Raw genomic sequence first — 21,430 nt, forward strand, 5'->3', positions numbered from 1 at the left:
CGTATCCCTTAGTAGTCCGAGGATTGTGAGAAGGTGCGCGCCAGCTCCGCCTGACCGGCGGTGAGGCCGCAATCGACCGGCAGGCAGACGCCGCTGATGGCGGAGGCGAGCGGGCCTGCGAGAAAGCCGACGGCCTCGGCGATATCCTCGGGCTTTGCCACCCGCTGTAGCGGATACCAGCGGCGGGCTTCCTCGAAGACATTGGGATTGGCGGCGGCGCGCGCTTCCCAGGCCTGAGTGCGCACCGTACCGGGCGCCACCGCATTCGAGCGGATGCCGTATTTGCCGTATTCAACGGCGACGAGCTTGGTGAAATGCAGCATGCCGGCCTTGGCCGCGCTATAGGCCGGATGACCGAAGACGTTCATGCCGTTGACCGAGGCGATGTTGATGACGGAGCCCTGTGTTGCCTTCAGCTGATCTTCGACGGCGCGGAAGCAGAGGAAGGGGGCTTCGAGGTTCAGCGCAGTGTCGGCACGCCAGTCGTCCGGGCTGGTGCCGTGCAGGCTGACGGCGCGGGCGGCACCGGCATTGTTGACGAGGGTGCGCACGGTGCCGTGTTCCGCCGCCGCGCGCGCCATGGCCGCAACGCTCTCATCGCTGGTCACATCGCAGCCGAAGGCGACGAAGCGTTCGGCGGGGCCGAGGGACTGCGCTGCCTTTTCGGCGGCGGCAAGGTCGAGATCGACAAGCAGGATCACGTCGTGATCGTCCGCGAGGCGTTTGGCGATCGCCCGGCCGATATCGCCGGCCGCGCCAGTGACAACAGCTACCGACTTGGTCATGGGGTTTCCTTTCGTGGCACGGGAGGCTCAGTCTCCCAGAAGCTGGCGGTCGTCGCCGTCGCGGTGGGTGACGAGCTGCTGCTTGATGCGGCGCAGCGTCACGGTCGCCTCGGGCTGCATGTTGTAGGCGACGAGGCTGGCGAGGATATCGACGGCGGCGAGGTAGGCGATGCGCGTCGAGGTCGGGCGGAAGATGTTGTTGCCCTCGGCCAGGTCGATCGGGATGACGATATCGGCCGATTGCGCGACCGGGCTGTTCGACTGGGTGAGCGCGATGGTGGTGATCTTCATGCCGCGGGCGAGCGCGAAGCTGCGCACCAGCTCGGCATTGCGCCCGGAAAAGGAAGAGCCGATCAGCACGTCCGTCGGTTTCGCCGCCGCCGTCAGCATCAGTTGCATGCCGTGGTCGGAACTGGCGGTGACATGCAGGCCGAAGCGGAACAGCCGGTTCTGCAGCTCGTTGGCGATCATCGAGGAATTGCCGCCCGAGCCGAAGGCATAGATCATGCCGGCGCGGGCAAGCTTTGCGGCCGCCTGTTCGATCGCTGCAAGATCGAGCGAGCGATGCAGAAGAAACAGCGCATTCTGCGCCTTGGTGATGATGTCCTGCGCGACATCGCTGGGATTGCTGCTTTTCGGCTCCGGCTGCAGGTAGCGCATGCCGACATAGCTGGTGCGGGCGAGCTGCACCTTGAAATCGGAAAAGCTCTCGCAGCCCAGCCGCCGGCAGAAGCGCGTGACGGTCGGCGGCGAAACGTCGGCCTTTTCGGCCAGCTCGATGATCGAGGCGTTGACGGCGAATTCGAAATTGTTGAGCAGGATATCGGCGATCCGGTTTTCGGAGGGGGAAAGCCGGGCCTTTTCGTCCTGCAATGTCGAAAAAATATCCATGCGCCCCTCCTCCTGCGGCCGCCCGCTACTTGTCCTTGGGCTTGTAGGCGATGCAGTCGACTTCCACCTTGCAATCGACCATCATCGAAGCCTGCACGCAGGCGCGCGCCGGCGGATGTTCGCCGAAATATTGCTGGTAGATGCCGTTGAAGGTCCAGAAGTCGCGGGGGTCGTCGAGCCAGACGCCGCAACGCACGACATGCTCGACGCCGTAGCCGGCTTCGTCCAGAATGGCGATGACATTCTGCAGCGTCTTATGGGTCTGGGCGACGATGTTGCCGTCGATGATTTCGCCGTTTTCCATGGCGACCTGGCCGGAAACGTGCAGCCAGCCATCGGCCTCGACAGCGCGTGCGAAAGGCAGCGGCTTGCCGCCCGCGCCCTGTTGAACTGTGCCATAACGCTTGATGGACATCGGTCGCCTCGTTCTGCAAATTATTTTCGTGATGCGTTGACAAATGACCATACAAAGCAGAATTTGACCAGAGAAAAACGTCATTCATGAAAAGAATTTCAATAGGCGACCGAATGCGCGACCCCTTCCAGAATCCCTTCCCGACGTCTGATTCCGCCCAACACGCAATCTGGGAAATGCTTGTTTCCCGCGATATCGACGCCTTCCTCGCGGCCGACTGGTCGATGGTCGCCGGCGATTTCGTCGAGGACGGTTTCATCGGCATCGACGGCAAGAAATCGGCAAGCCCCGACGAATGGCGGCTCGCTTTTCCGACGCTGTCGGCCTATCGCGACGAATGGCTGCGGCAGGCGGAGGAATTCGCCAAGGAAAGCTTCAGTGAAGACCCCCGCACCGCGATCTTCACCACCACGACGCTGGAAGACATCGAAATCAACGGCGACATGGCACTCGTGCGCAAGAAATTCGACGGCAGCATCGGCAAGGCCGATGGCAGCCGTGATATCCTGCGCTGGCAGACGCTTTATTATTGCCGCCTGCACGAGGGGCGCTGGAAGATTTCCGGCTTTACCGGCTATCTGCCGAACCCGATGGGATAGGAATAGAGTTTGTCAGGGAAAAGTGGCAACCGGTTTTCCCGCAAGACAAACGAAAATAAGAGAATCGAGAGTCCGTCGGTTGAGGATGAACCTGACGGACCCGAGGGAGCGAGATCATGCGGATTTTCACGGCAGCCCTTGCCACCGAAACAAACACCTTTTCGCCCATCTGCATCGATCGCCGCGCCTTCGAGGCCTCGCTCTACGCACCGCCGGGCGAGCACCCGGAAACCCCGACCCTCTGCACCGCGCCGATCACCGTCGGTCGCAAGGTCTGTGCGGAGAAGGGCTGGGAGCTGATCGAGGGCACCGCCACCTGGGCCGACCCGGCCGGTCTCGTCAACCGCACCACCTATGAGACCCTGCGCGACGAAATCCTCGGCCAGCTGAAGGCGGCGCTGCCGGTGGATGCCGTGGTGCTCGGCCTGCACGGGGCGATGGTGGCCGATGGCTACGAGGATACCGAAGGCGACCTGCTCGCTGCCGTGCGCGATATCGTCGGGCCGGATATTCCGGTGTTTGCCGAGCTTGATCCGCACAGCCACCTGACCAAGAAGCGGCTTCATGCCGCCAATGCCTTCGTCTATTTCAAGGAATTCCCGCACACGGATTTCGTCGATCGCGCCGAAGACCTCTGGAAGATCGCCGTCGATACGCTGGAAGGCCGCATCAAGCCGGCCATGTCGGTGTTCGATTGCCGCATGATCGATGTCTACCCGACCTCGCGCGACCCGATGCGCTCCTTCGTCGACAAGATCATGGAGATGGAACGCGAGGATGACGACATCCTCTCGATCTCGGTCATTCACGGCTTCATGGCCGGCGACGTGCCGGAAATGGGCACGAAGATGCTGGTCGTCACCAACAACAAGCCGTTGAAGGGCGCAGCGATTGCCCGCACGCTGGGGCTGGAGCTGTTCGAAAAGCGCGGCACCTTCATCATGCCGCAGATCGACGAGAAGCAGGCGGTTTCGCAGGCCATGGCCGCAACCGAAGGCCCGGTCGTCATCGCCGATCTCTGGGACAATCCCGGCGGCGGCACGGCGGGCGATGCCACGGTGCTGCTGAAAGAGCTTTTAGCGCGCGGCGCGACCGATACGGCGATCGGCACCATCTGGGACCCGATGGCGGTGCAGATCTGCATGGCGGCAGGCGAGGGGGCGGAGATCCCGCTGCGCTTCGGCGCGAAATCGGCGCCGGGCACCGGCAATCCGGTCGATGGCATCGTCAAGGTGGTGAAGATCGTTGAAAATGCCGAGATGCGCTTCGGCGAGAGCTTTGCTCCGTTCGGAGACAGCGCCCATATCGTCCTAAACGGCATCGATATCATTCTCAACTCCACCCGTGCGCAGAGCTTCGATCCCAGCCTGTTTTCGGTGATGGGCATCGACCCGACGCAAAAGAAAATTCTCGTCATCAAGTCGACGAACCACTTCTTCGCGTCCTTCTCGAAAATCGCCGCGCAAATTCTTTACTGCGCGGCCGGCACGCCCTATCCCAATAACCCTGCGAAGACGGCGTATCGTCGCGCCCGCAAGGATATCTGGCCGATGATCGACGATCCGCACGGCCTTGGAAAGGGAGCGGCCTGAGATGCGTGGATTTGCCGTGGTGCCGAAGGCCGGGGACCGGGTCGAGGATATTTCGACACCGCGCCCGATCATCGACGAGGACCGTCTGGCCGGCAATATCGCCCGCATCCAGTCCTATATGGACAGCCACGGCCTCGCCTTCCGTCCGCACATCAAGACCCACAAGATCCCGTCGCTCGCCGCCGCCCAGGTCGCGGCCGGCGCCAAGGGCATCAACTGCCAGAAGATCACCGAGGCCGAAGTTTTCGCCGACGCGGGCTTCGAGGATATCCTGATCACCTTCAACATCCTCGGACCTGAAAAGCTTGCGGAACTCGCCGCTCTCAACGAGCGCATTTCGGGCCTGAAGGTGGTGGCCGACAGCACCGTCACCGTCGACGGCCTTGCCGCCTTTTTCGCGGGCAGGAAGCCGCTGACGGTTCTGGTGGAATGCGATACCGGCGGCGGCCGCTGCGGCGTGCAGACGCCAGCGGAAGCTGTGACGCTCGCCAAGCGCATCCATGCTGCCGGAAGCCTCAACTTTGCCGGCCTGCTCACCTATCCGAAGATCGGCGCTGCCGAGGCCGTGCAAGCCTTCTTCGCTGCGGCGCTGGAAGGGCTGAAGGCCGAGGGCATCGACTGCCCGATCGTCAGCAACGGCGGCACGCCGAGCCTGTTCGACGCGCATCTGGTGACCTCAGCGACCGAGCACCGCGCCGGCACCTATATCTATAACGACCGCTCGATGGTCCGCGCCGGCCATTGCACCGAGGCCGATTGCGCCATGCATGTGCTGGCCACGGTGGTCTCGCGGCCGACGCCCGACCGGGCTGTCATCGACGCCGGCTCCAAGGCGCTGACCTCCGATCTGCTCGGCTTTTCGGATTTCGGCACCGTCGTCGGTTATCCCGAGGCTGTCATCACCGGGCTTTCAGAAGAACACGGCGTGATCGATCTGTCGAAATGCACGGGCGCACGGCCTCAGATCGGCGACAAGATCCGCATCATTCCGAACCACACCTGCGTCGTGTCGAACCTGTTCGATACGATGGTGTTCCATCGCGACGGCGTGGTGACACGGGTGGAGGATGTCGCGGCACGCGGGCTGGTCTGGTAAGGGTTATGTTGATAGCTTGACTGAGTGTGGCTTTGCCCCTCACCCTAACCCTCTCCCCGCTTGCGGGGAGAGGGGACGACAGCGTTTGGGGCGCTGTCTTTCCCCTTCAGATATTCTTTGAGATAAGCGCAAAGGTGCGGCATTTCCCTTCTCCCCGCTTGCGGGGAGAAGGTGGCCGACAGGCCGGATGAGGGGCTTTCTATGAAAGCCTGCTCAGCCCTTGGTCGATGCCGTGAACAGGTTCATGTCGATATCCGTCAGCGACACCCGACGTTCGAAGGCGATGCCTTGTCCGTCGAACAGATGGCAGTCGGCGGCGTTGATGCCGGCCTGCAGGGTCTGTTCCGGGCGCACGGCGACATTGCCCGGCAGCATGGCGCAGAAGTTTTCGCCCTCGCCATCCAGCGGCGCATAGGCGACCGTCTGGGCGCCGAGGCGTTCGATGACGCTGGGGGTGACCGGGAAGGAAATGTCGCCGGAGGCAAGCAGGATGTGCTCGGGACGGACGCCGAGCGTCAGCGCCTGGCCGACCACGCCGTCGCGCGGCTTGACCGGAACGGTCAGCGTCTTGCCCTTGTAATCGACGGTCACGCCGGCATCGCCGACTGCCGTGCAGGTCACGGGCAGAAAATTCATCTTGGGATTGCCGATGAAGCCGGCGACGAAGATGTTGGCGGGCTTGTGGTAAAGCTCCAGCGGCGCGCCGGTCTGGGAAATCTCGCCGGCATTCAGGACGACGATGCGGTCGGCCATGGTCATGGCCTCGATCTGGTCGTGGGTGACGTAGATCATCGTCGCCTTCAGCTGCCGGTGCAGCTTGGCAAGCTCGATGCGCATGTCGGCGCGCAGCGCCGCGTCGAGATTGGACAGCGGCTCGTCGAACAGGAAGATTTTCGGTTCGCGCACGATGGCGCGGCCGATGGCGACGCGCTGGCGCTGGCCGCCCGAAAGCATGCCGGGCTTCTGCTGCAGCCGCTGGTCGAGGTGCAGGATGCGGGCCGCATGCTCCACCTTGGCCTTCAGTTTCTGCTCTTCCATATTCTCGACGCGCAGCGGGAAGGCGATGTTTTCGAACACCGTCATGTGCGGGTAGAGCGCGTAGGACTGAAACACCATGGCAATGCCGCGCTTGACCGGCGGCAGGTCGTTGACCCTAAGGTCGTCGATCTTGATATCGCCGGAAGAGGTGGCGTCGAGGCCGGCGATCATGCGCAACAGCGTCGACTTTCCGCAGCCGGAAGGGCCGACGAAAACGACGAACTCACCGTTGCGGACTTCGAGATCGATGCCCTTGAGCACTTCGAAATTGCCGTAGAATTTCTTGACCTTGTTGAGAAGAAGCTGTCCCAAAATCCGTCTCCGTCCGCACCCTGCGATCCCCTCGCAGGCGATGGTAAGAAAAGGGGCCGCGGCCTTAAAACCGCGGCCCCCGAGAGATATTACTTGAAGGCCTCGATATCGGCGGCGGCCTTCTTCAGCGCGTCGGCCGGTTCGGCCTTGCCGGTCACCACGGACTGCACCATCTCGATCATCGAGTTCTGGAAGCCCTTGTAATCAGTGAACAGCGGCTCGGGACCACCGTAGTTGATGCCCTCGATGAACGGCTTCCAGAAGGGCTCCTTGGCGACGAATTCGTCAACCTTGGCGGACGGACGCATCGGGGTCAGACCAGCGCCGCCCTGCAGTTCGTATTCCGACTGGATATCCGGCGAGGTGATGTACTTGGCGAATTCCGTCGCCTTTTCCTCGACGCCCGAACCCTTGAAGATCGCCAGGCTGTCGGTGATCAGCAGCGTGCCGGGACCCTTGGCTTCCGGGCCGAGCGGCAGGGTTGCGACGCCCCAGTTGATCTTGGATTCCTTCAGGCGGTAGGCTGCGCCCGAGCCGGCGTGGATCATCGCGACCTTGCCGTCGAGGAAGATGGCGCGCACTTCGTTCTGCTCGTAGGCGGTCGGGCCTTCTTCGGAGTAAGGCACCATGTCCTTGTAGCCCTGGAGGGCCGCGAGGATTTCCGGGCTGTCGAGGGTGATCTTGCCGTCGGCGTCGATCACCTTGCCGTTGTTGGTGTAAACCCAGTGCATGAACTGGTGCATGGTGTTGTCGAAGGTCTTGGCGACCAGGCCGAAGCCGGCGATGCCGGTCTTTTCCTTGATGGTCTTGGCTGCCGCGATTTCTTCGGCCCAGGTCTTCGGCGGGGTTTCCGGGTCAAGGCCGGCCTGCTTGAACAGGTCCTTGTTCCAGTAAAGCGCCTTGGTGGAGAAGGCGATCGGAACGCCCCACTGGTTGCCGTCGAAGGTCACGGTATCGACGATGTGCGGATAATAGGCCTTCTTCTCGTCCTCGGTCATCGGGACCGGGACGATGAGGTCGTTCTGGGCGAATTCCTTCAGCGTGCGCGAGCCGACATAGGCCATGGCGACCGGGGTGCCGGCGGCAGCCAGCGTCGTTGCCTTATCCTGGCACTGGGCCCAGCCGACGACTTCCGGGGCGATCTTCCAGCCCGAATTCTTGGCTTCCCATTCGCCGATGTATTTCTTGTGGATCGGATCGAGCGTATCGCCGCAATAGATCCAGCTGATCTCGTTGTCGGCCGCATGCGCCGTCATGGTCGTCAGGGCCGTCGAGCCGAGCAGGGCGAGGCCCACGAGGCCGGTTTTGAGGACAGTGTTCACGTCATAACTCCCATTATTCTGTGTGTTTGCTGTTAGCTGTTCGTTGTTTTGTTATTGTTTCACCGCGCCGGCGGTCAGGCCGCCGACGAGATAACGTTGCAGGAAGAAGATGATGACCATCGCCGGCGCGATGCCGACGAAGGATGCGGCCATCAGCTCGTTCCAGATGACCTCCTGCTTACCGAAGTAAGCGAAGAGTCCCACCGGCAGAGGCATGTATTCGCTCTTCGAATTGAAGGTCAGTGCGAAGATGAACTGCTGCGCATAGGCGCCGATGAAAGTGGTGATGGCGACGACGATGATGCCGGGCATGGCAATCGGCAGGATCACCCGTCGCAGGGTATAGAAGTGGCTGGCGCCATCGGCATAGGCCGCCTCGTTCAGCTCCTGCGGAATGCGGATCATATAGGTGCGCAGAAGCCAGATGGCCGAGGGAATGAGGAAGGCGACACCCGGCACGATCATTGCGAAATAGGTGTTCAGAACACCCATCGAGCGCATCAGCCGGAAGAGCGGGATGAGCAGCACGGCGCCGGAGAACATGTTCACCGTCAGGAAGGCGCCGAGCAGGATGCCCATGCCGGGAAATTCGAACTTGGCGAAGGCATAGGATGCCGGAACCACCAGGCAGAGCACGATCACGGTGACGACGATCGAGATGAAGAACGAATTGAAGATATAGCGGGCAAAGCCGGGCACGCTGATCCACATCGTCCGGTAGGCTTCGAACGACGCGTTTTCCGGGAAGAACCGGTAGGGCGAGGAGAACAGCTGGCTGAGCGGCTTCAGCGACACCAGGAAGCCTTCGACGAAGGGCGACAGGATGAAGGTGAGGAACACCGCGATGCCGAGATAGATGAACACCATCTCCCACCAGCGGTAGCGGTCGATCATGGGCGTGTTCTTCATGCGCGCTTCTCCGGGTTGAGGCGTCGCGTGACGCGGAAGTAGGCAAAGCAGAAGGCCGACAGGAAGATGCAGATCAGCACCGCGCGGGCGGCACCCTCGCCGTATTTCTTCGAGCCGATGGCGGTCTGGTAGGTGTCGATGATCATCGTCGTCGTCTGGCCGCTCGGACCGCCCTGGGTCAGAATCCAGATGATGTCGAAGGAGTTGAAGGTGGCGATCAAGGACAGCATCGACATGGTGATGATCGACGGGACCATCAGCGGCAGGGTGATGCGGCGGAAGCGGTAGAAGCGGCCTGCGCCATCCGTCCAGGCGGCTTCATACAGGTCCTTCGGGATCGACTGGATGGCGGCGAGGAAATAGATGGTGACCAGCGGCACGCCGATCCAGACGTCGGTGATGATCGTCGCCCAGAAGGCGGTTCCGCCATAGGCGAGGAAGGCAACAGGCCCATCCACCAGCCCCAGACGCTGCAGCATGCCGGAGATCATGCCGAACTGGCCGTTATACATCCAGCCCCACATGAAGATGCCGATCGCCATAGGCACCACCCATGGCGGCATTGTGAGCAGCCGGAACAGCGAGCGGCCGGGAACGGCGGTGTTGAGCATCGCCGCGCCAAAGGTGCCGATGATCATCTTCAGGGCGACCGAGAAGAAGGTCCAGATGAAGGTGCGGATGATGACTTCCGCGAAGGTGGCGTTGAAGATCTTCTCGTAGTTTATCCAGCCGACCCAGTTCGTCACCTTCCTCAGCGAGGCATCGGTAAACGACAGGATGAATGTTTCGACCAGCGGATAAGCGACGATGACGGCGACATAGAGAACCGCCGGAAGAAGAAGAATCCATGCGAAGATGATATTGCTTCGTTGAACACCCACTGGCCGTACCCCCTCAAACAGACTTTGCGTTCAGCGCCTCGTCGAATTTATCCCAGATCGGCCTGAGATCGACAACCGTCCTTTTCATCCGCGCCTCGTCCATGGAAAGGGCGAGAATGCCGGCCTCGAGCGCGTTCAGCGTCGAGACGGGAAGCTGGGTTCCGGTGCGCACGCTTTCCAAAAGATCGGCGGCCATCTGCTCGTCGGCGCCGTAATGCTGCGACAGTTCGGTCGCGGCATAGCGGTTCTCGACGGTCTTCTTGCCGGTCAGCTGCTCGTGCACGTCGAGATAGCCGCGGACGAAATCGCCCTCGGCCATGCCGCGCGAGCCGACGATGGCGAAGCGGCGGAACTGGTCGGGCACGTTGAGGTTGGTGTGGAAGTTCATGCCGACGCCGTTGGCGTATTCGACGATCGCGACCTGGTAGTCGATGATGTCGGCGTCGCTATCGAAGACCTTGTCGGAGCCCAGCCAGCCGCTCGGCTTGCGGTGGAACAGTTCGAGGTCGTTGATGCCCTCGCGGGCCGGGTCGTTTTCAGGAATGAAGCTCTTGCGGCCGCCGAAGCTTGCCACCCGCTCCGGCCGGGCGCCGACGACGCCGTTGTAGAGGTCGAGGTCATGGCAGCATTTTTCCAGCATGAAGCTGCCGGAATAGCGCTCGTAACGGCGCCAGTCGCGCATGAAGAAAGCGCCGTGATAGGGCTCGATATGCTCGGAGGCCTCGATCGAGACGATATTGCCGAGCGTGCCGGACGCCTGGATGGCGCGCAGGTCCTTATAAAGGGGCGAATAGCGCAGCACGAGGCCGACCATCAGCCGCTCATGGCCGAATTTCGCCATCAGCCGCGCCAGCTCGATGCTCTCGGCGATGGTGGTGACAACAGGCTTTTCGCAGAAAATCTTCAGGCCGGATTCAAGGCCGAAGCGGATATGGTCGAGATGCAGGTGGTTCGGCGAACCGATCATCAGCCAGTCGAGTTTTTCGTTGGCGACCAGCTCTTCGGGGGTGGCATAGGCCTTGCCGGCCGAAATACCCTTTTCGAGAAGACCGGGAAGGCCGGCCGGGTCAGGATCGACGTAACCGGCGATCTCGAAGCTCTCATCGACGGCCTTGAAGACATGGCCAAGATAGCCGAGCCGGAAGCCCAGCCCGATAATTCCCACCCTCATACGCTCATTCCCCGAGTACGTAATTTATTTTCGTAAAACTGGTCCAAATTTTCATTCCCGTCAACAGGATTCCCAAGAAATATTGGTATGCATGAAATTGATTTTCATGATTTGCGATTGCGTGCGTGAGAAAAGCGACGGGCGGAAGGCGGGAATCCGGCAGGTTCAAGGCTTGTATATTAGGGATTTGCGCTGGATTCCGGCAGCCGGCGAGGGGCGTGAAGGCTGTGGATTTCGGTTTGAAAAACGGCGGCGGATTTTCGGGTTATTTACACGCCTTCGGGGTGTCCGCCTTCCGTCCTCCCTGTAGGGTCGCATTGGTCGCGTCGGAAAGGCCCTTTTATTTGCCCCCTTCTCCCCGCTGCGGAGACGGGAAGAACGGTGCCCTGTCTGTCTTCTGTATTCTATAGCCCCAGCGCGCCTCCCATCTTTCACCCTTCAGAATCCGCATCCCCACTCCGCATCTCTGCTTGACGCCATCCATCTCTCATAATAAGTTCGGTGACAGAACGAACTAAATGGATGACGATGACCGACGCTCCCCGCATATCCCGACAGTTCTCGCAGCGCTCCGTCATGGAGGCGATCGTTCAGGGCGGTCCCATTTCGCGCGCCTCCATCTCAAAGCTCACCGGCCTGTCGAAGCAGACGATCTCCGAAATCGTCCGCGATCTCGAAGACGATGGCTGGGTGCGTGAGACCGGCCGCACCAGCGGCCATATCGGCCGCTCCGCCGTGACCTATGAGCTGGTAGTCGATGCCGCCTATATCGTCGCCGTCGATCTCGGCGGCACCAAGGTCCGCGTCGCCGTCACCGATCTTGCCGGCCAGATCGTCGCCGAGGATACGGCGCCCACCGATCCGCGCGGCGGCCTGCCGCTGATCGCCGAAATCGCCGGCATGGCGCTTGCGGCCGCCGTCACTGCGAAGGTGCCGCGCGAAAAGCTGCGGCTCGCCGTCGTCGGCGTGCCCGGTGCGCCGGACAGCCGGTCGGGACGGGTGCTGCTTGCGCCCAATATCAAGGATTTCGACAGCATGGACGTGCTGGATGCCTTCAAGCAGGCATTCGGTTTCGATGTCGTGCTGGAAAACGACGTCAATCTCGCGGCGCTGGGCGAAAGCTGGCAGGGGCAGGGGCAGGGCATCGACAATCTTGCCTATGTTGCGCTCGGCACGGGTATCGGCAGCGGCCTGATCCTTGGCGGCAATCTCGTGCGCGGCGTGGCCAATGCTGCCGGCGAAATGGGCTTCCTGCCGATCGGCACCGATCCCTTCGCGCCGGAATCGCTACGGGTCGGCGCCTATGAGCGCACGGTCGCGACCCATGGCATCATCGATCGCTACGCCGCAGCTACCGGCGAGAGGATCGGCGTTCCCGCCATCTTCGAACGGGCGGCAGCGGGCGATGCGGCAGCCCTTTCCGTCATCGACGACACGGCGCGACAGGTGGCCTGCGGCATCGCCGCGATCTCAGCCATCGCCAACCCGCAACTCGTCATCCTCGGCGGCTCGATCGGCCTGCGCCCGGAAATTCTGGAGCGCGCCCGCCACTTCCTGCCGCAATGCTTTCCCTATCCGGTCGATGTCGTTTCCGGCGATCTCGGCGCGCGGGCGGCGCTGGTCGGGGCGACGGCAGTGGGCCTCAGCCAGTTGCACAATACGCTTTTCGGCGTGGCGGCGCCGAACACCGGGATTTCCCTTCCCCCCGCCGGGATGGTGGAGGAGGCGGCGCAATGACGGCGGACAACGATCTTCACGCGCGCCTGAAGGCGGCGCTCGACCGCGATGCGGCGCTTGCCCTGTTTCGCGGCGCGGTGCAGCGGGACAGCATCACCGGCAACGAGGCCAATGTCGTCGCCTACCTTGCCGACGAGATGCGCAAGCTTGATCTTTCCGGGCTGACGACGGCCGATTTCCTGCCCGGACGGCCGAATGTCTGGGGCGAACGCAAGGGTGCCGGCAGCGGCAAACGGCTGCTGTTCATCGGCCATACGGATGTCGTTCACGTCGAGGGCTGGCGGGAAGCCTGGGCCGGCACCGAACGCGAAAATCCTTTTGGCGCGGCGGTCGTCGATGGTGCTGTCTGGGGCCGGGGGTCGGGCGATCTGAAGGCCGGCATAACCGCGTCGCTTGCGGCACTGGCACTGCTTGATGCAGCCGGCATCAAGCTTGCCGGCGATGTCGCCTTCGCCTTTGTCGGCGATGAGGAAAGCGGCCAGCCCGGCACCGGCATCTCCGCCGGCGTCAAGGATTATGTCGGCCGCATCGAGGCCGGCGAAGTGGCGCGGCCCGATTTCACTGTCTATGTCGAGCCGACGCAGCTGGCCGTCTACCCGGCGCAGATCGGCTTCTTCATCACCGATATCACCATCACCGGCCGCTCCGCCTATTTTGGCGTGCCGGAGCTTGGCAAGGATGCGCTGCGCGCCGCCCATGCGGCGATGAGCGCATTGTGGGCACATTCGGACGCGGTTTCCGCGCGCGCCGAACACGGTCTCGTCGGGCGTGGTTTCCTGCTGATCACCGGGCTTACCGGCGGCGGCTACATCGCCGTGCCGGAAAAATGCGAGCTGTCGCTGATCCGCAAGCTGCTGCCGGGCGAAAGCCTCGATCAGGCGGCGGCCGAGATCGAAGCGGCCGTGCGCGGCGCCATCGCCGACCCGGAAATCCAGGTAGAGTTTTCCTATCCGGCCGGCCGCGACCATGCGCTCGGCGGCACGGCGGCGGAGATCGATGCTGCCCGGCCCGAGGTTGCGATGTTGGCGCAGGCTGTGGGCGGCGCACTTGCCGGTCGCGGCGCGATCAAGGGCGCGCCGTTCTGGTCGGAATCGCCGTTCTTCGTCAACCGGCTCGGCATTCCCGCCGTCTATTGCGCGCCGGGCGATATCCGCAACTGCCACACCATCAACGAGCATGTCGAGATTGAGGAGTTTCTCGCCGGCGTCGTCGGCTTCGCGGCCTTCATGGCGCGGTACTGCGGCACGGTCGATTGAAGCAGTCCATGAAAACCAAAAAAGAGGGAGTAACAACATGCAGATGACAAAATGGCTGACCGGGGCGCTGACCGCCGGTCTGGTGCTCGCAGCCTGCACCGCTTTCGCCCAGACCGTCGGCCCGTCCGGCGAGGCGGCGACCCCGAGCGCCGAAGTGACGCTCACCGACGCCGATATCGCGGCACTGAAGGACAAGGGCTACAAGGCGGCGCTCCTGTGGCACACCTCGTCGGATTTCACCAATGCGGTCGGCCAGGGCGCGACCGATGAATTCAAGCGCGCCGGCATCGATATCGCCGTGACCACGGACGCCCAGTTCGACGCCGCCCGCCAGCGCAGCGACATCGAAACCGCGCTTGCGGCCAAGCCGAACGTCATCCTGGCGCTGCCGCTCGATCCGGTCACCTCGGCGGAAGCCTTCCGTCAGGCCGTCACCGACGGCGCCAAACTGGTGTTCCTCTCCAACGTGCCGAAGGACTACAAGCACGGCGCGGATTACGCCGCCATCGTCACCGACGATCTCTTCCAGATGGGTAAGCAGGCGGCCGATGCGCTGGCGAAATCCATCGGCGGCAAAGGCAAGGTCGGCTATCTCTTCCACGACGCCACTTATTACGTCACCAACCAGCGCGACCAGGCCTTCAAGACGACCATCGAGAAGGACTATCCGGATATCAAGATCGTCGCCGAGCAGGGCATTTCCGATCCGGCCCGCGCCGAAGAGCTTGCCAATGCCATGCTGCTGCAGAACCCGGATCTCGACGGCATCTACGTGACCTGGGCGGAGCCGGCGGATGGCGTGCTCGCGGCGCTGCGCTCGGCCGGCAATACCAAGACCAAGATCGTCACCCTCGATCTCGCCGAGCCGGTGGCGCTCGACATGGTCAAGGGCGGCAATGTGACGGCGCTCGTCGCCGACAAGGCCTATGAGCTTGGCCGCGCCATGGCGGCTGCCGGCATGAAGTCGCTGCTCGGCCAGGAAACCCCGGCCTTCGTCGTCGCCCCGGCGCTGACCGTGACCAAGGACAACGTCTCCCAGGGCTGGAAAGACTCGCTGAACCGCGATGCGCCGCAATCGGTGCTCGACGCTGCGAAGTGACCGCCCGGCTGCGGCGGCTCCGTGCCGCCGCAGCCACACCATCATCGGACTTCAGGGAGTAAAACCATGCGTGTCGCAACCACACTCGCTTTGATGACCGGTCTGCTGGCCGGCTCCATCCTGACCAGCCACGCCTTCGCCGCCGACGGCGCCACCAAGGGGCCGAACGGCGAGACGCCGACGCCGGCCAGAACCGTGACGCTGACGGCCGACGAAGAACAGAAGATCAAGGACGGCAAGTTCACCGCCGCCCTCGTCTGGCACGAGATGAGCGAATACACCAATGCCGTGAATGCCGGCGCACAGGATGAATTCAAGCGCCTCGGCATCGAAGTGGTTGCCCAGACCGACGCCGGCTTCGATGCCGCGCGCCAGAAAGCCGATGTCGAGACGGTGCTGGCCAAGAAGCCGTCGATCATCGTTTCGCTGCCGGTCGATCCGGCGAGCGCCGCTCCGGTCTACGATCCCGCGCGTGCCGCCGGTGTCAAGCTCGCCTTCATCGACAACTCGCCGGCCGGATACAAGCATGGCACGGACTATGTGACGATCGTGTCCGACGACCTGTTCCAGATGGGCAACAAGGCTGGCATCGCCATGGCCGAAGCGCTCGGCAAGAAGGGCAAGGTCGGCTACATCTTCCACGACGCCGATTTCTACGTCACCAACCAGCGCGACCAGGCCTTCAAGAAGACCATCGAGCAGGATTACCCGGACATGCAGGTCGTCGCCGAGCAGGGCATGGCCGATCCCGCCCGCAGCGAGGAAATCGCGCAGGCGATGGTCACCCAGCATCCCGATCTCGACGGCATCTACGTCACCTGGGCGGAGCCGGCGCTGAGCGTGCTTTCGGCGCTGCGTTCGGCCGGCAACAGCCACACGAAGATCGTCACGCTCGACCTCAACGAACCGGCGGCGCTCGACATGGTCAAGGGCGGCAATGTCGCGGCCCTCGTTGCCGACGAAGCCTACAGCATCGGTGTGACGGCGGCGCGTTCGGCGGCCGGTTCGATGCTCGGCAAGGAAGCCGCACCCTTCCTCGTCGTGGATTCGCTCGCCGTCACCAAGGATACGGTGAAGGAAGGCTGGAAGACGTCGCTGAACAAGGACGTGCCCCAGTCCATCGCAGACGCATTGAAGTAATCGAAGGCCGGTCGGCTCTCAATCACGGAGGAAAATCATGTCCAGTACCAACAACGGTACCGCAGTCCGTGCGGCGGGGCTGGCCGGCCGCGTCAACCTGCAGCAATACGTCGTCTATTTCGGCTTTCTGGCGATATTCCTGTTCTTCGCCGTGGTGCTGAAGGACAGCGGCTTCCTGACGGTGCGTAACCTGTCGAACATCGTGCTGCAGACCGCGCCCGCCACGATCATGGCGATCGGCCTCGTCTTCGTCATGTCGGCCGGCGAGATCGATCTTTCGATCGGCTCCATCGTCGCGGTATCGGCCCTTGCCGCCGCCGTGACCATGCAGACCTACGGCATGGTGCCCGGCATTGCCGCCGGGCTCGGCTGCGGCCTGCTGATCGGCCTCGTCAACGGCGTGCTGGTCGCCTATGTCCGGCTGCCGTCCTTTCTGGTGACGCTCGCGACGCTCGGGCTGTTTGCCGGCGTCTCGCGCTCGATGACGGACCTGCGCAGCATACCCGTCACCAACGAATTCTTCACCGGCTTCTTCGGCTCGGGCTCTCTCCTCGGCATTCCCTCGCTCGTCTGGTGGACGGTCATTGCCGTGGCCCTCGGCCACATCATCTACCGCGAAACCCGTTTCGGCGCCCATGTATTGGCCGTCGGCGACAATGCGCGGGCGGCAAGCGTTTCCGGCATTTCCGTGCCGAAGATGCGGCTTGCGGTGCTGATGATCTCCGGCGGGCTCGCCGGCCTTGCGGGCCTGCTCTATGCCGGCCGCCTGCAGGCCGCGAAATATACGCTCGGCGAAACCGACCTGATGACGGTGATCGCCGCCGTCATCGTGGGCGGCACGCTGCTCAATGGCGGCAAGGGCTCGATCGTCGGCGCGCTGGTCGGCTCCCTGATGATGGGCATGCTCAACAACGGCCTGATTCTGATGGGCCTTTCCGTTTCCGACCAGATGATCGTTCGCGGTCTCATCATCCTTGCCGCAGTCGCCGTGTCGCTGCGCGAAAAATCCCGCTGAGGAGGTTTTCATGTTTCTCGACGTGCTGCGCCGGCGCAATCCCGGCTTCATCGAAGCGGCCCAGAGGCTGCACCGCGACGGCAAGATCCCGGCCAATGCCTATGTGATCGATCTCGACACCATCGAGCGCAATGCCCGCATCCTGAAGACCGAAGCCGACCGGCTCGGCCTGAAGATCTTCGCCATGACCAAGCAGTTCGGCCGCTCAAGCTCGGCCTGCCGGGCGATCATGCGCGGCGGTATCGAGGCTTCGGTCGCCGTCGATATGGCCTGCGCGCGGGCAACGCATCGCGCCGGCATGAAGGTCGGCCATCTCGGCCATCTCCAGCAGGTCGCGCGGCATGAGGCGAATGCCGCAGCGGCCGTGCTAAAGCCGGATTACTGGACGGTGTTCAACAACACCAAGGCCGAGGAAGCCGCAGCCGGCGCTAAGGCGGCCGGTCGGGTACAGAACCTGCTCGCCCGCATCCATGCCGAGGGCGATACCTTCTATCGCGGCCATGAGGGCGGCTTTGCCGCCGGCGATGTGGCTGCCGTTGCCGACAGGCTGGACAGCCTCGACGGCGGGCGTTTTGCCGGCATCACCACCTTCCCGGCGCTGCTGTTCGACCATCAGGCGCGAAAGGTGCTGCCGACGCCCAATCTCGCGACGCTCGCCAAGGCGTCCGAGGCGCTGGCCAAGGCCGGTCGCCGGGATATCGAGGTCAACGCTCCCGGCACGACCTCCAGCGTGCTTCTTGCCGCTCTTGCCGAAGCCGGCGCCACCCAGTGCGAGCCCGGCAACGGCCTGCATGGCACCACCGCGCTTCATGTGGTGGAAGACCTGCCGGAGCTGCCGGCCATGCTCTACCTCACCGAAGTCTCGCATCTTTCCGGCGGCAAGGCCTATTGCTTCGGCGGCGGCTTCTATATCGATCCGATCTTCCCGGATTACGACGTCAGGGCCATCGTCTCCGACGAGCCGACGGTCGCGGCCTCGGCCTTGCGCAGCGTCGAAGTCCCGCCGCCCTCGGCCATCGATTACTACGCGATGATCGACGCTTCGGGACCCTCCGCGCCAAAACCGGGCGATACGGCGATCTTCGGTTTTCGCGGCCAGGCCTTCGTGACGCGAGCCTATGTCGTCGGCGTCTCCGGCATTTCCGCCGGTGCGCCGAAAGTCGAGACCATCGAAAATTCCTTCGGCGAAACCGCCGCCTGGCCGATCTAGGAGGAAACGACCATGACCGCAACTGCCGCCCTTGCGACCACGAAACCCGTGCTGGCCCTGCAGGATATCCGCAAGACCTTCGGCGGCGTCGTCGCCATCGAGAATTTCTCGCTGGAAGTTTATCCCGGCGAGATCGTCGCCCTTGTCGGCGATAACGGCGCGGGCAAATCGACGCTGATCAAGATCGTCTCCGGAGTGCATGCGCCGACCTCGGGCTCGATTTCCATCGAGGGCCAGCCGGTTGCCATGGCGAGCGCGACCATGGCGCGGGCGCACGGCATCGAGGTCGTCTATCAGGATCTGGCGCTGGCCGACCAACAGACGGTCTATATGAATATGTTCCTCGGCCGCGAGCCGACCAATGCGCTCGGCCTGCTCGACCGGCGCCGGATGATCGCCGAAACGGAAAAGCTGGTGACGGAACTCGACGTCCGCATTCCCTCGGCGCATGCGACCATCCGCGATCTTTCCGGCGGCCAGCGTCAGGGCGTGGCGATCGCCCGCGCTACCCATTGGGCGAGCAAGCTGATCTTGCTCGACGAGCCGACGGCGGCTCTCGGCGTTGCGGAAACGGCGAAGGTGGAAGAGATCGTCGCCAGCCTGAAGACCCGCAATATCGGCGTGCTGATCATCAGCCACAGCCTCGATCAGGTCTTCAAGCTTTCCGACCGCATCTGTGTCTTGCGGCGCGGCCGTCAGATCGGCGTGCGCGAAACGAAGAAGACCGACAAGAACGAGATCATCGCGATGATCACCGGTTTGCAGCAGAGCTGACGGGCGAAGACCCCTCCCCAACCCTCCCCACAAGGGGGAGGGAGTCTGCGGAACGAGATTTGGCTTCAGAGGATCGGCATATTCGATAAACTCCCTCCCCCTTGTGGGGAGGGCTGGGGAGGGGGCTTTCTCTCACCCGCCGCGAACGAGCTTGCCCTCTTCGGCCTTGTAGAAATACTGGCTCGCCACCAGCCAGCCCTTGAGCGGCCTGAGCGGCGGAATGCAGGTCGCCAGCATGAACGGTCCCGTCACCAGCAGGTGCACCCAGAGCGGCGCGGAAAATACCACTTCCAGCCATACGCCGAGCGCCACGCTCGGCACGCAGGCAAAGCAGATGACGAAGAAAGCCGGGCCATCGGCCGGATCGGCGAAGCTGTAGTCCAGTCCGCAGACTTCGCATTGCGGACGCAGCGTCAAAAAACCCTTGAACATATGTCCCTGGCCGCAACGCGGGCAGCGGCCGCGAATGCCGGTCTGGAGCGGGGCAAGCGGAGGATAGTCGGTGCTCATGGCGATTTCTTTCTTCATGACGGCATAAATTGCATTGCAATCAATTACCATATTGATTGCAGTCAATATAGGTGTATTGATCGCCCCGGTCCAGTGGCCAGAATGACGCAGCCGGGGGTTCCCTTCTCCCCAGTGGGGAGAAGGTGGCCAGCAGGGCCGGATAAGGGGGACGGCCGGCTCTGAATTCGCGGAGATACCCCCTCATCTGCCCTTCGGGCATCTTCTCACCAGTGGGGAGAAGGGGGAGCCAGAGATCAGAAGAACGAAGCGGCCATGGCCGGTGGGCCTTCCAGCGCGTGGGCCATGAAATCCAGCGCAGCCTGCAGCCTGTCTCGGCTGATAGCGCCGCCGAGGCAGACGCGCACGGCCTCCGGCACCTCGCCTTCCACGGTGAAGGCATCGGCGGCAACGACGCCGATGCCGGCGTCGCGCATGTGGGTGACGAAGGTGGAGCGGGTCCAGCCGTTCGTGAGCGGCAGCCAGATGTTGAAGCTGATGGGATCGGCCCTGTAGCTGCCGGCGGGCAGCATCCTGGCCACCATCTCCTGCCGGGCACCGGCTTCCGCGCGAACGAAGCGCAGGATGGCATCGGCCGTACCGTCGCCGATCCAGCGGGTGGCGAGCGCCGAGGTCAGCGGCGAGGCCATGACATTGCCGGTGCGCAGCGCGCTGACGAAGGGCCAGGCGGCGCGAGCATCGGGCGCAACGACATAGGCGAGCCGCAGCCCGGCGCCGATGCACTTCGCCAGCCCGCCGATATACCAGGTCAACTCCGGCGCAAGCGCCGCAAAGGGCGTCGGCGCAGAGAGCGGCAGGAAGCCATAGGCATCGTCCTCGACGATCGGCACGCGGTATTTTTGCGCGACAGCGGCGATCTCGGCGCGGCGTTTTTCCGGGATGGTCGAGGTCAGCGGGTTGTGCAGGGTCGGGTTGAGATAGAGGGCTTTCGGGGCCAGCCGCTCGCAGGCATCGGCAAAGGCTTCGGGCAGGATGCCGTCGCCGTCCATGGCGAGGCCGCTCAGGTTGAGGCGCAGCTGTGCTGCGATCGAACGCATGCCGGGATAGGTAATCGCCTCGGAAAGCACCGTTTCACCGGGGCGGGCGAGCAGGCCGAAAAGGGCGAGCAGCGCCGGATGCGCGCCGGGGGTGACGAAGATACGCTCGGGCGGCGGGGTCAGCCCGCGCCGGGCGAGCCAGAGGGCGGCGGCATCCTTGTCCATGCCGGCACCGCCGAAGGGCTGGTAGCGCAGCAGCGGCACGAGATCGGCGGCGACCGTCGCAAGACCTTCGCGCATGCGGGCGATCAGGTCCGGATCGTCCGGCTCCGGCGGCATGTTCATGGAAAAATCGGCCGCCAGCGCGCGGCGCGGGTCGGGCGCAGTCTCCAGCACGAAGGGGCGGCTTTCGCCACCGGTCACGAAGGTCCCGCGACCGACATGGGAATCCACCAGCCCACGCTTCTGCGCCTCGACATAGCCGCGGGCGACGGTGGTGAAATCGACATTCAGGCGCTTCGCCAGTTCCCGCTGCGGCGGCAGCCGGTCGCCGGCCGCCAGCACGCCGTTGCGCAGGTCCATCTCGATCAGATCGGCGATGGCCATGTAGCGGGGGCTCGAGGAGCGGGTGAGGTCGGGGTGCCAGTCTTTCATGATATTGACTGTATATTGTTGCACGGCGC

General features: G+C 63.3%; 20 protein-coding genes. 10 read left to right on the forward strand and 10 right to left on the reverse strand.

Annotation, left to right across the window (positions count from 1 at the left end):
• Window positions 1-8: 8 nt before the first annotated feature.
• The 3 genes from ASC86_RS22830 to ASC86_RS22840 are packed head-to-tail and all read right to left on the reverse strand — an operon-like array spanning window position 9 to window position 2,091.
• Complete coding sequence (locus ASC86_RS22830; protein ID WP_056326763.1) at window positions 9-785, reverse strand: SDR family oxidoreductase; 777 nt, start codon at window positions 783-785, stop codon at window positions 9-11.
• Window positions 786-812: 27 nt separating this feature from the next.
• Window positions 813-1,676 carry a MurR/RpiR family transcriptional regulator gene (locus tag ASC86_RS22835; protein ID WP_056326765.1) on the reverse strand — a complete coding sequence of 288 codons (864 nt, stop codon included), beginning with the start codon at window positions 1,674-1,676 and terminating at the stop codon, window positions 813-815.
• Between the two features lie 25 nt (window positions 1,677-1,701).
• Entirely contained in the window at window positions 1,702-2,091 is a 390-nt protein-coding gene (locus tag ASC86_RS22840; RefSeq protein ID WP_056326767.1) for a RidA family protein, read from the reverse strand.
• Window positions 2,092-2,204: 113 nt separating this feature from the next.
• Between ASC86_RS22840 and ASC86_RS22845 the strand changes: the two genes are divergently transcribed.
• The 3 genes from ASC86_RS22845 to ASC86_RS22855 all read left to right on the forward strand — a co-directional run bounded on the left by ASC86_RS22845 (window position 2,205) and on the right by ASC86_RS22855 (window position 5,378).
• Complete coding sequence (locus tag ASC86_RS22845; protein WP_056326768.1) at window positions 2,205-2,690, forward strand: hypothetical protein; 486 nt, start codon at window positions 2,205-2,207, stop codon at window positions 2,688-2,690.
• 116 nt (window positions 2,691-2,806) lie between these two features.
• Window positions 2,807-4,282 carry a M81 family metallopeptidase gene (locus ASC86_RS22850; RefSeq protein WP_056326772.1) on the forward strand — a complete coding sequence of 492 codons (1,476 nt, stop codon included), beginning with the start codon at window positions 2,807-2,809 and terminating at the stop codon, window positions 4,280-4,282.
• 1 nt (window position 4,283) lies between these two features.
• On the forward strand, window positions 4,284-5,378 hold the full coding sequence (locus tag ASC86_RS22855; protein WP_056326774.1) for a D-TA family PLP-dependent enzyme: 1,095 nt from the start codon (window positions 4,284-4,286) through the stop codon (window positions 5,376-5,378).
• Window positions 5,379-5,591: 213 nt separating this feature from the next.
• On the opposite strand, the gene ugpC is transcribed toward ASC86_RS22855, so the two are convergent.
• From ugpC to ASC86_RS22880, 5 genes are all read right to left on the reverse strand, one after another.
• Window positions 5,592-6,728 (reverse strand): sn-glycerol-3-phosphate ABC transporter ATP-binding protein UgpC, encoded by a 1,137-nt coding sequence (ugpC, locus tag ASC86_RS22860; protein ID WP_056326775.1) that lies wholly within the window; start codon window positions 6,726-6,728, stop codon window positions 5,592-5,594.
• An 89-nt stretch (window positions 6,729-6,817) separates the two neighbouring features.
• A complete protein-coding gene (locus tag ASC86_RS22865) occupies window positions 6,818-8,023 on the reverse strand; it encodes an extracellular solute-binding protein (protein WP_056326948.1) in 1,206 nt (401 codons plus the stop codon).
• Between the two features lie 78 nt (window positions 8,024-8,101).
• Window positions 8,102-8,959 carry a carbohydrate ABC transporter permease gene (locus tag ASC86_RS22870; RefSeq protein WP_056326777.1) on the reverse strand — a complete coding sequence of 286 codons (858 nt, stop codon included), beginning with the start codon at window positions 8,957-8,959 and terminating at the stop codon, window positions 8,102-8,104.
• On the reverse strand, window positions 8,956-9,840 hold the full coding sequence (locus ASC86_RS22875; RefSeq protein WP_056326779.1) for a sugar ABC transporter permease: 885 nt from the start codon (window positions 9,838-9,840) through the stop codon (window positions 8,956-8,958). Before ASC86_RS22875 ends, ASC86_RS22870 begins: the two co-directional genes overlap by 4 nt.
• Window positions 9,841-9,853: 13 nt before the next feature.
• Window positions 9,854-11,011: a Gfo/Idh/MocA family oxidoreductase gene (locus tag ASC86_RS22880; RefSeq protein ID WP_056326780.1), complete on the reverse strand. Its 1,158-nt coding sequence runs from the start codon at window positions 11,009-11,011 to the stop codon at window positions 9,854-9,856.
• A 522-nt stretch (window positions 11,012-11,533) separates the two neighbouring features.
• Between ASC86_RS22880 and ASC86_RS22885 the strand changes: the two genes are divergently transcribed.
• The 7 genes from ASC86_RS22885 (at window position 11,534) to ASC86_RS22915 (ending at window position 19,242) form a co-directional block, all read left to right on the forward strand.
• Window positions 11,534-12,748 carry an ROK family transcriptional regulator gene (locus ASC86_RS22885; protein WP_244477678.1) on the forward strand — a complete coding sequence of 405 codons (1,215 nt, stop codon included), beginning with the start codon at window positions 11,534-11,536 and terminating at the stop codon, window positions 12,746-12,748.
• The gene (locus tag ASC86_RS22890) at window positions 12,745-14,004 is read left to right on the forward strand and encodes a M20/M25/M40 family metallo-hydrolase (RefSeq protein ID WP_056326783.1); all 1,260 of its coding nucleotides are present in this window, start codon (window positions 12,745-12,747) and stop codon (window positions 14,002-14,004) included. Before ASC86_RS22885 ends, ASC86_RS22890 begins: the two co-directional genes overlap by 4 nt.
• Window positions 14,005-14,047: 43 nt before the next feature.
• On the forward strand, window positions 14,048-15,103 hold the full coding sequence (locus ASC86_RS22895; RefSeq protein ID WP_156387172.1) for a substrate-binding domain-containing protein: 1,056 nt from the start codon (window positions 14,048-14,050) through the stop codon (window positions 15,101-15,103).
• A gap of 66 nt (window positions 15,104-15,169) precedes the next feature.
• Window positions 15,170-16,243: a substrate-binding domain-containing protein gene (locus tag ASC86_RS22900; RefSeq protein ID WP_056326787.1), complete on the forward strand. Its 1,074-nt coding sequence runs from the start codon at window positions 15,170-15,172 to the stop codon at window positions 16,241-16,243.
• 37 nt (window positions 16,244-16,280) lie between these two features.
• Window positions 16,281-17,258, forward strand: coding sequence for an ABC transporter permease (locus tag ASC86_RS22905; protein ID WP_056326790.1), 978 nt, complete (start codon window positions 16,281-16,283; stop codon window positions 17,256-17,258).
• A gap of 10 nt (window positions 17,259-17,268) precedes the next feature.
• Window positions 17,269-18,468 carry an alanine racemase gene (locus ASC86_RS22910; RefSeq protein WP_056326791.1) on the forward strand — a complete coding sequence of 400 codons (1,200 nt, stop codon included), beginning with the start codon at window positions 17,269-17,271 and terminating at the stop codon, window positions 18,466-18,468.
• 12 nt (window positions 18,469-18,480) lie between these two features.
• Window positions 18,481-19,242 carry an ATP-binding cassette domain-containing protein gene (locus ASC86_RS22915; RefSeq protein ID WP_056326793.1) on the forward strand — a complete coding sequence of 254 codons (762 nt, stop codon included), beginning with the start codon at window positions 18,481-18,483 and terminating at the stop codon, window positions 19,240-19,242.
• 132 nt (window positions 19,243-19,374) lie between these two features.
• Here ASC86_RS22915 and ASC86_RS22920 read toward each other — a convergent pair whose 3' ends face one another.
• Together ASC86_RS22920 and ASC86_RS22925 are read right to left on the reverse strand one after the other, a co-directional pair.
• A complete protein-coding gene (locus tag ASC86_RS22920) occupies window positions 19,375-19,752 on the reverse strand; it encodes a DUF983 domain-containing protein (RefSeq protein ID WP_056326952.1) in 378 nt (125 codons plus the stop codon).
• A 254-nt stretch (window positions 19,753-20,006) separates the two neighbouring features.
• A complete protein-coding gene (locus ASC86_RS22925; RefSeq protein ID WP_056326795.1) occupies window positions 20,007-21,401 on the reverse strand; it encodes a PLP-dependent aminotransferase family protein in 1,395 nt (464 codons plus the stop codon).
• Window positions 21,402-21,430 lie beyond the last annotated feature (29 nt).

Origin of the sequence: Rhizobium sp. Root1212 (assembly GCF_001424985.1) — a bacterium.
GTDB lineage: Bacteria > Pseudomonadota > Alphaproteobacteria > Rhizobiales > Rhizobiaceae > Pararhizobium.

Excerpts from the sequence above, each read along its gene's own strand:
- ASC86_RS22855 (WP_056326774.1), top strand. The coding sequence starts at position 4,284 with ATGCGTGGATTTGCCGTGGTGCCGAAGGCCGGGGACCGGGTCGAGGAT.
- ASC86_RS22845 (WP_056326768.1), top strand. The coding sequence starts at position 2,205 with ATGCGCGACCCCTTCCAGAATCCCTTCCCGACGTCTGATTCCGCCCAA.
- ASC86_RS22850 (WP_056326772.1), top strand. The coding sequence starts at position 2,807 with ATGCGGATTTTCACGGCAGCCCTTGCCACCGAAACAAACACCTTTTCG.
- ASC86_RS22880 (WP_056326780.1), bottom strand. The coding sequence starts at position 11,011 with ATGAGGGTGGGAATTATCGGGCTGGGCTTCCGGCTCGGCTATCTTGGC.
- ASC86_RS22895 (WP_156387172.1), top strand. The coding sequence starts at position 14,048 with ATGACAAAATGGCTGACCGGGGCGCTGACCGCCGGTCTGGTGCTCGCA.
- ASC86_RS22900 (WP_056326787.1), top strand. The coding sequence starts at position 15,170 with ATGCGTGTCGCAACCACACTCGCTTTGATGACCGGTCTGCTGGCCGGC.
- ASC86_RS22885 (WP_244477678.1), top strand. The coding sequence starts at position 11,534 with ATGACGATGACCGACGCTCCCCGCATATCCCGACAGTTCTCGCAGCGC.
- ASC86_RS22890 (WP_056326783.1), top strand. The coding sequence starts at position 12,745 with ATGACGGCGGACAACGATCTTCACGCGCGCCTGAAGGCGGCGCTCGAC.
- ASC86_RS22925 (WP_056326795.1), bottom strand. The coding sequence starts at position 21,401 with ATGAAAGACTGGCACCCCGACCTCACCCGCTCCTCGAGCCCCCGCTAC.
- ASC86_RS22905 (WP_056326790.1), top strand. The coding sequence starts at position 16,281 with ATGTCCAGTACCAACAACGGTACCGCAGTCCGTGCGGCGGGGCTGGCC.
- ASC86_RS22830 (WP_056326763.1), bottom strand. The coding sequence starts at position 785 with ATGACCAAGTCGGTAGCTGTTGTCACTGGCGCGGCCGGCGATATCGGC.
- ASC86_RS22915 (WP_056326793.1), top strand. The coding sequence starts at position 18,481 with ATGACCGCAACTGCCGCCCTTGCGACCACGAAACCCGTGCTGGCCCTG.
- ASC86_RS22910 (WP_056326791.1), top strand. The coding sequence starts at position 17,269 with ATGTTTCTCGACGTGCTGCGCCGGCGCAATCCCGGCTTCATCGAAGCG.
- ASC86_RS22920 (WP_056326952.1), bottom strand. The coding sequence starts at position 19,752 with ATGAGCACCGACTATCCTCCGCTTGCCCCGCTCCAGACCGGCATTCGC.
- ASC86_RS22840 (WP_056326767.1), bottom strand. The coding sequence starts at position 2,091 with ATGTCCATCAAGCGTTATGGCACAGTTCAACAGGGCGCGGGCGGCAAG.
- ASC86_RS22835 (WP_056326765.1), bottom strand. The coding sequence starts at position 1,676 with ATGGATATTTTTTCGACATTGCAGGACGAAAAGGCCCGGCTTTCCCCC.
- ASC86_RS22870 (WP_056326777.1), bottom strand. The coding sequence starts at position 8,959 with ATGAAGAACACGCCCATGATCGACCGCTACCGCTGGTGGGAGATGGTG.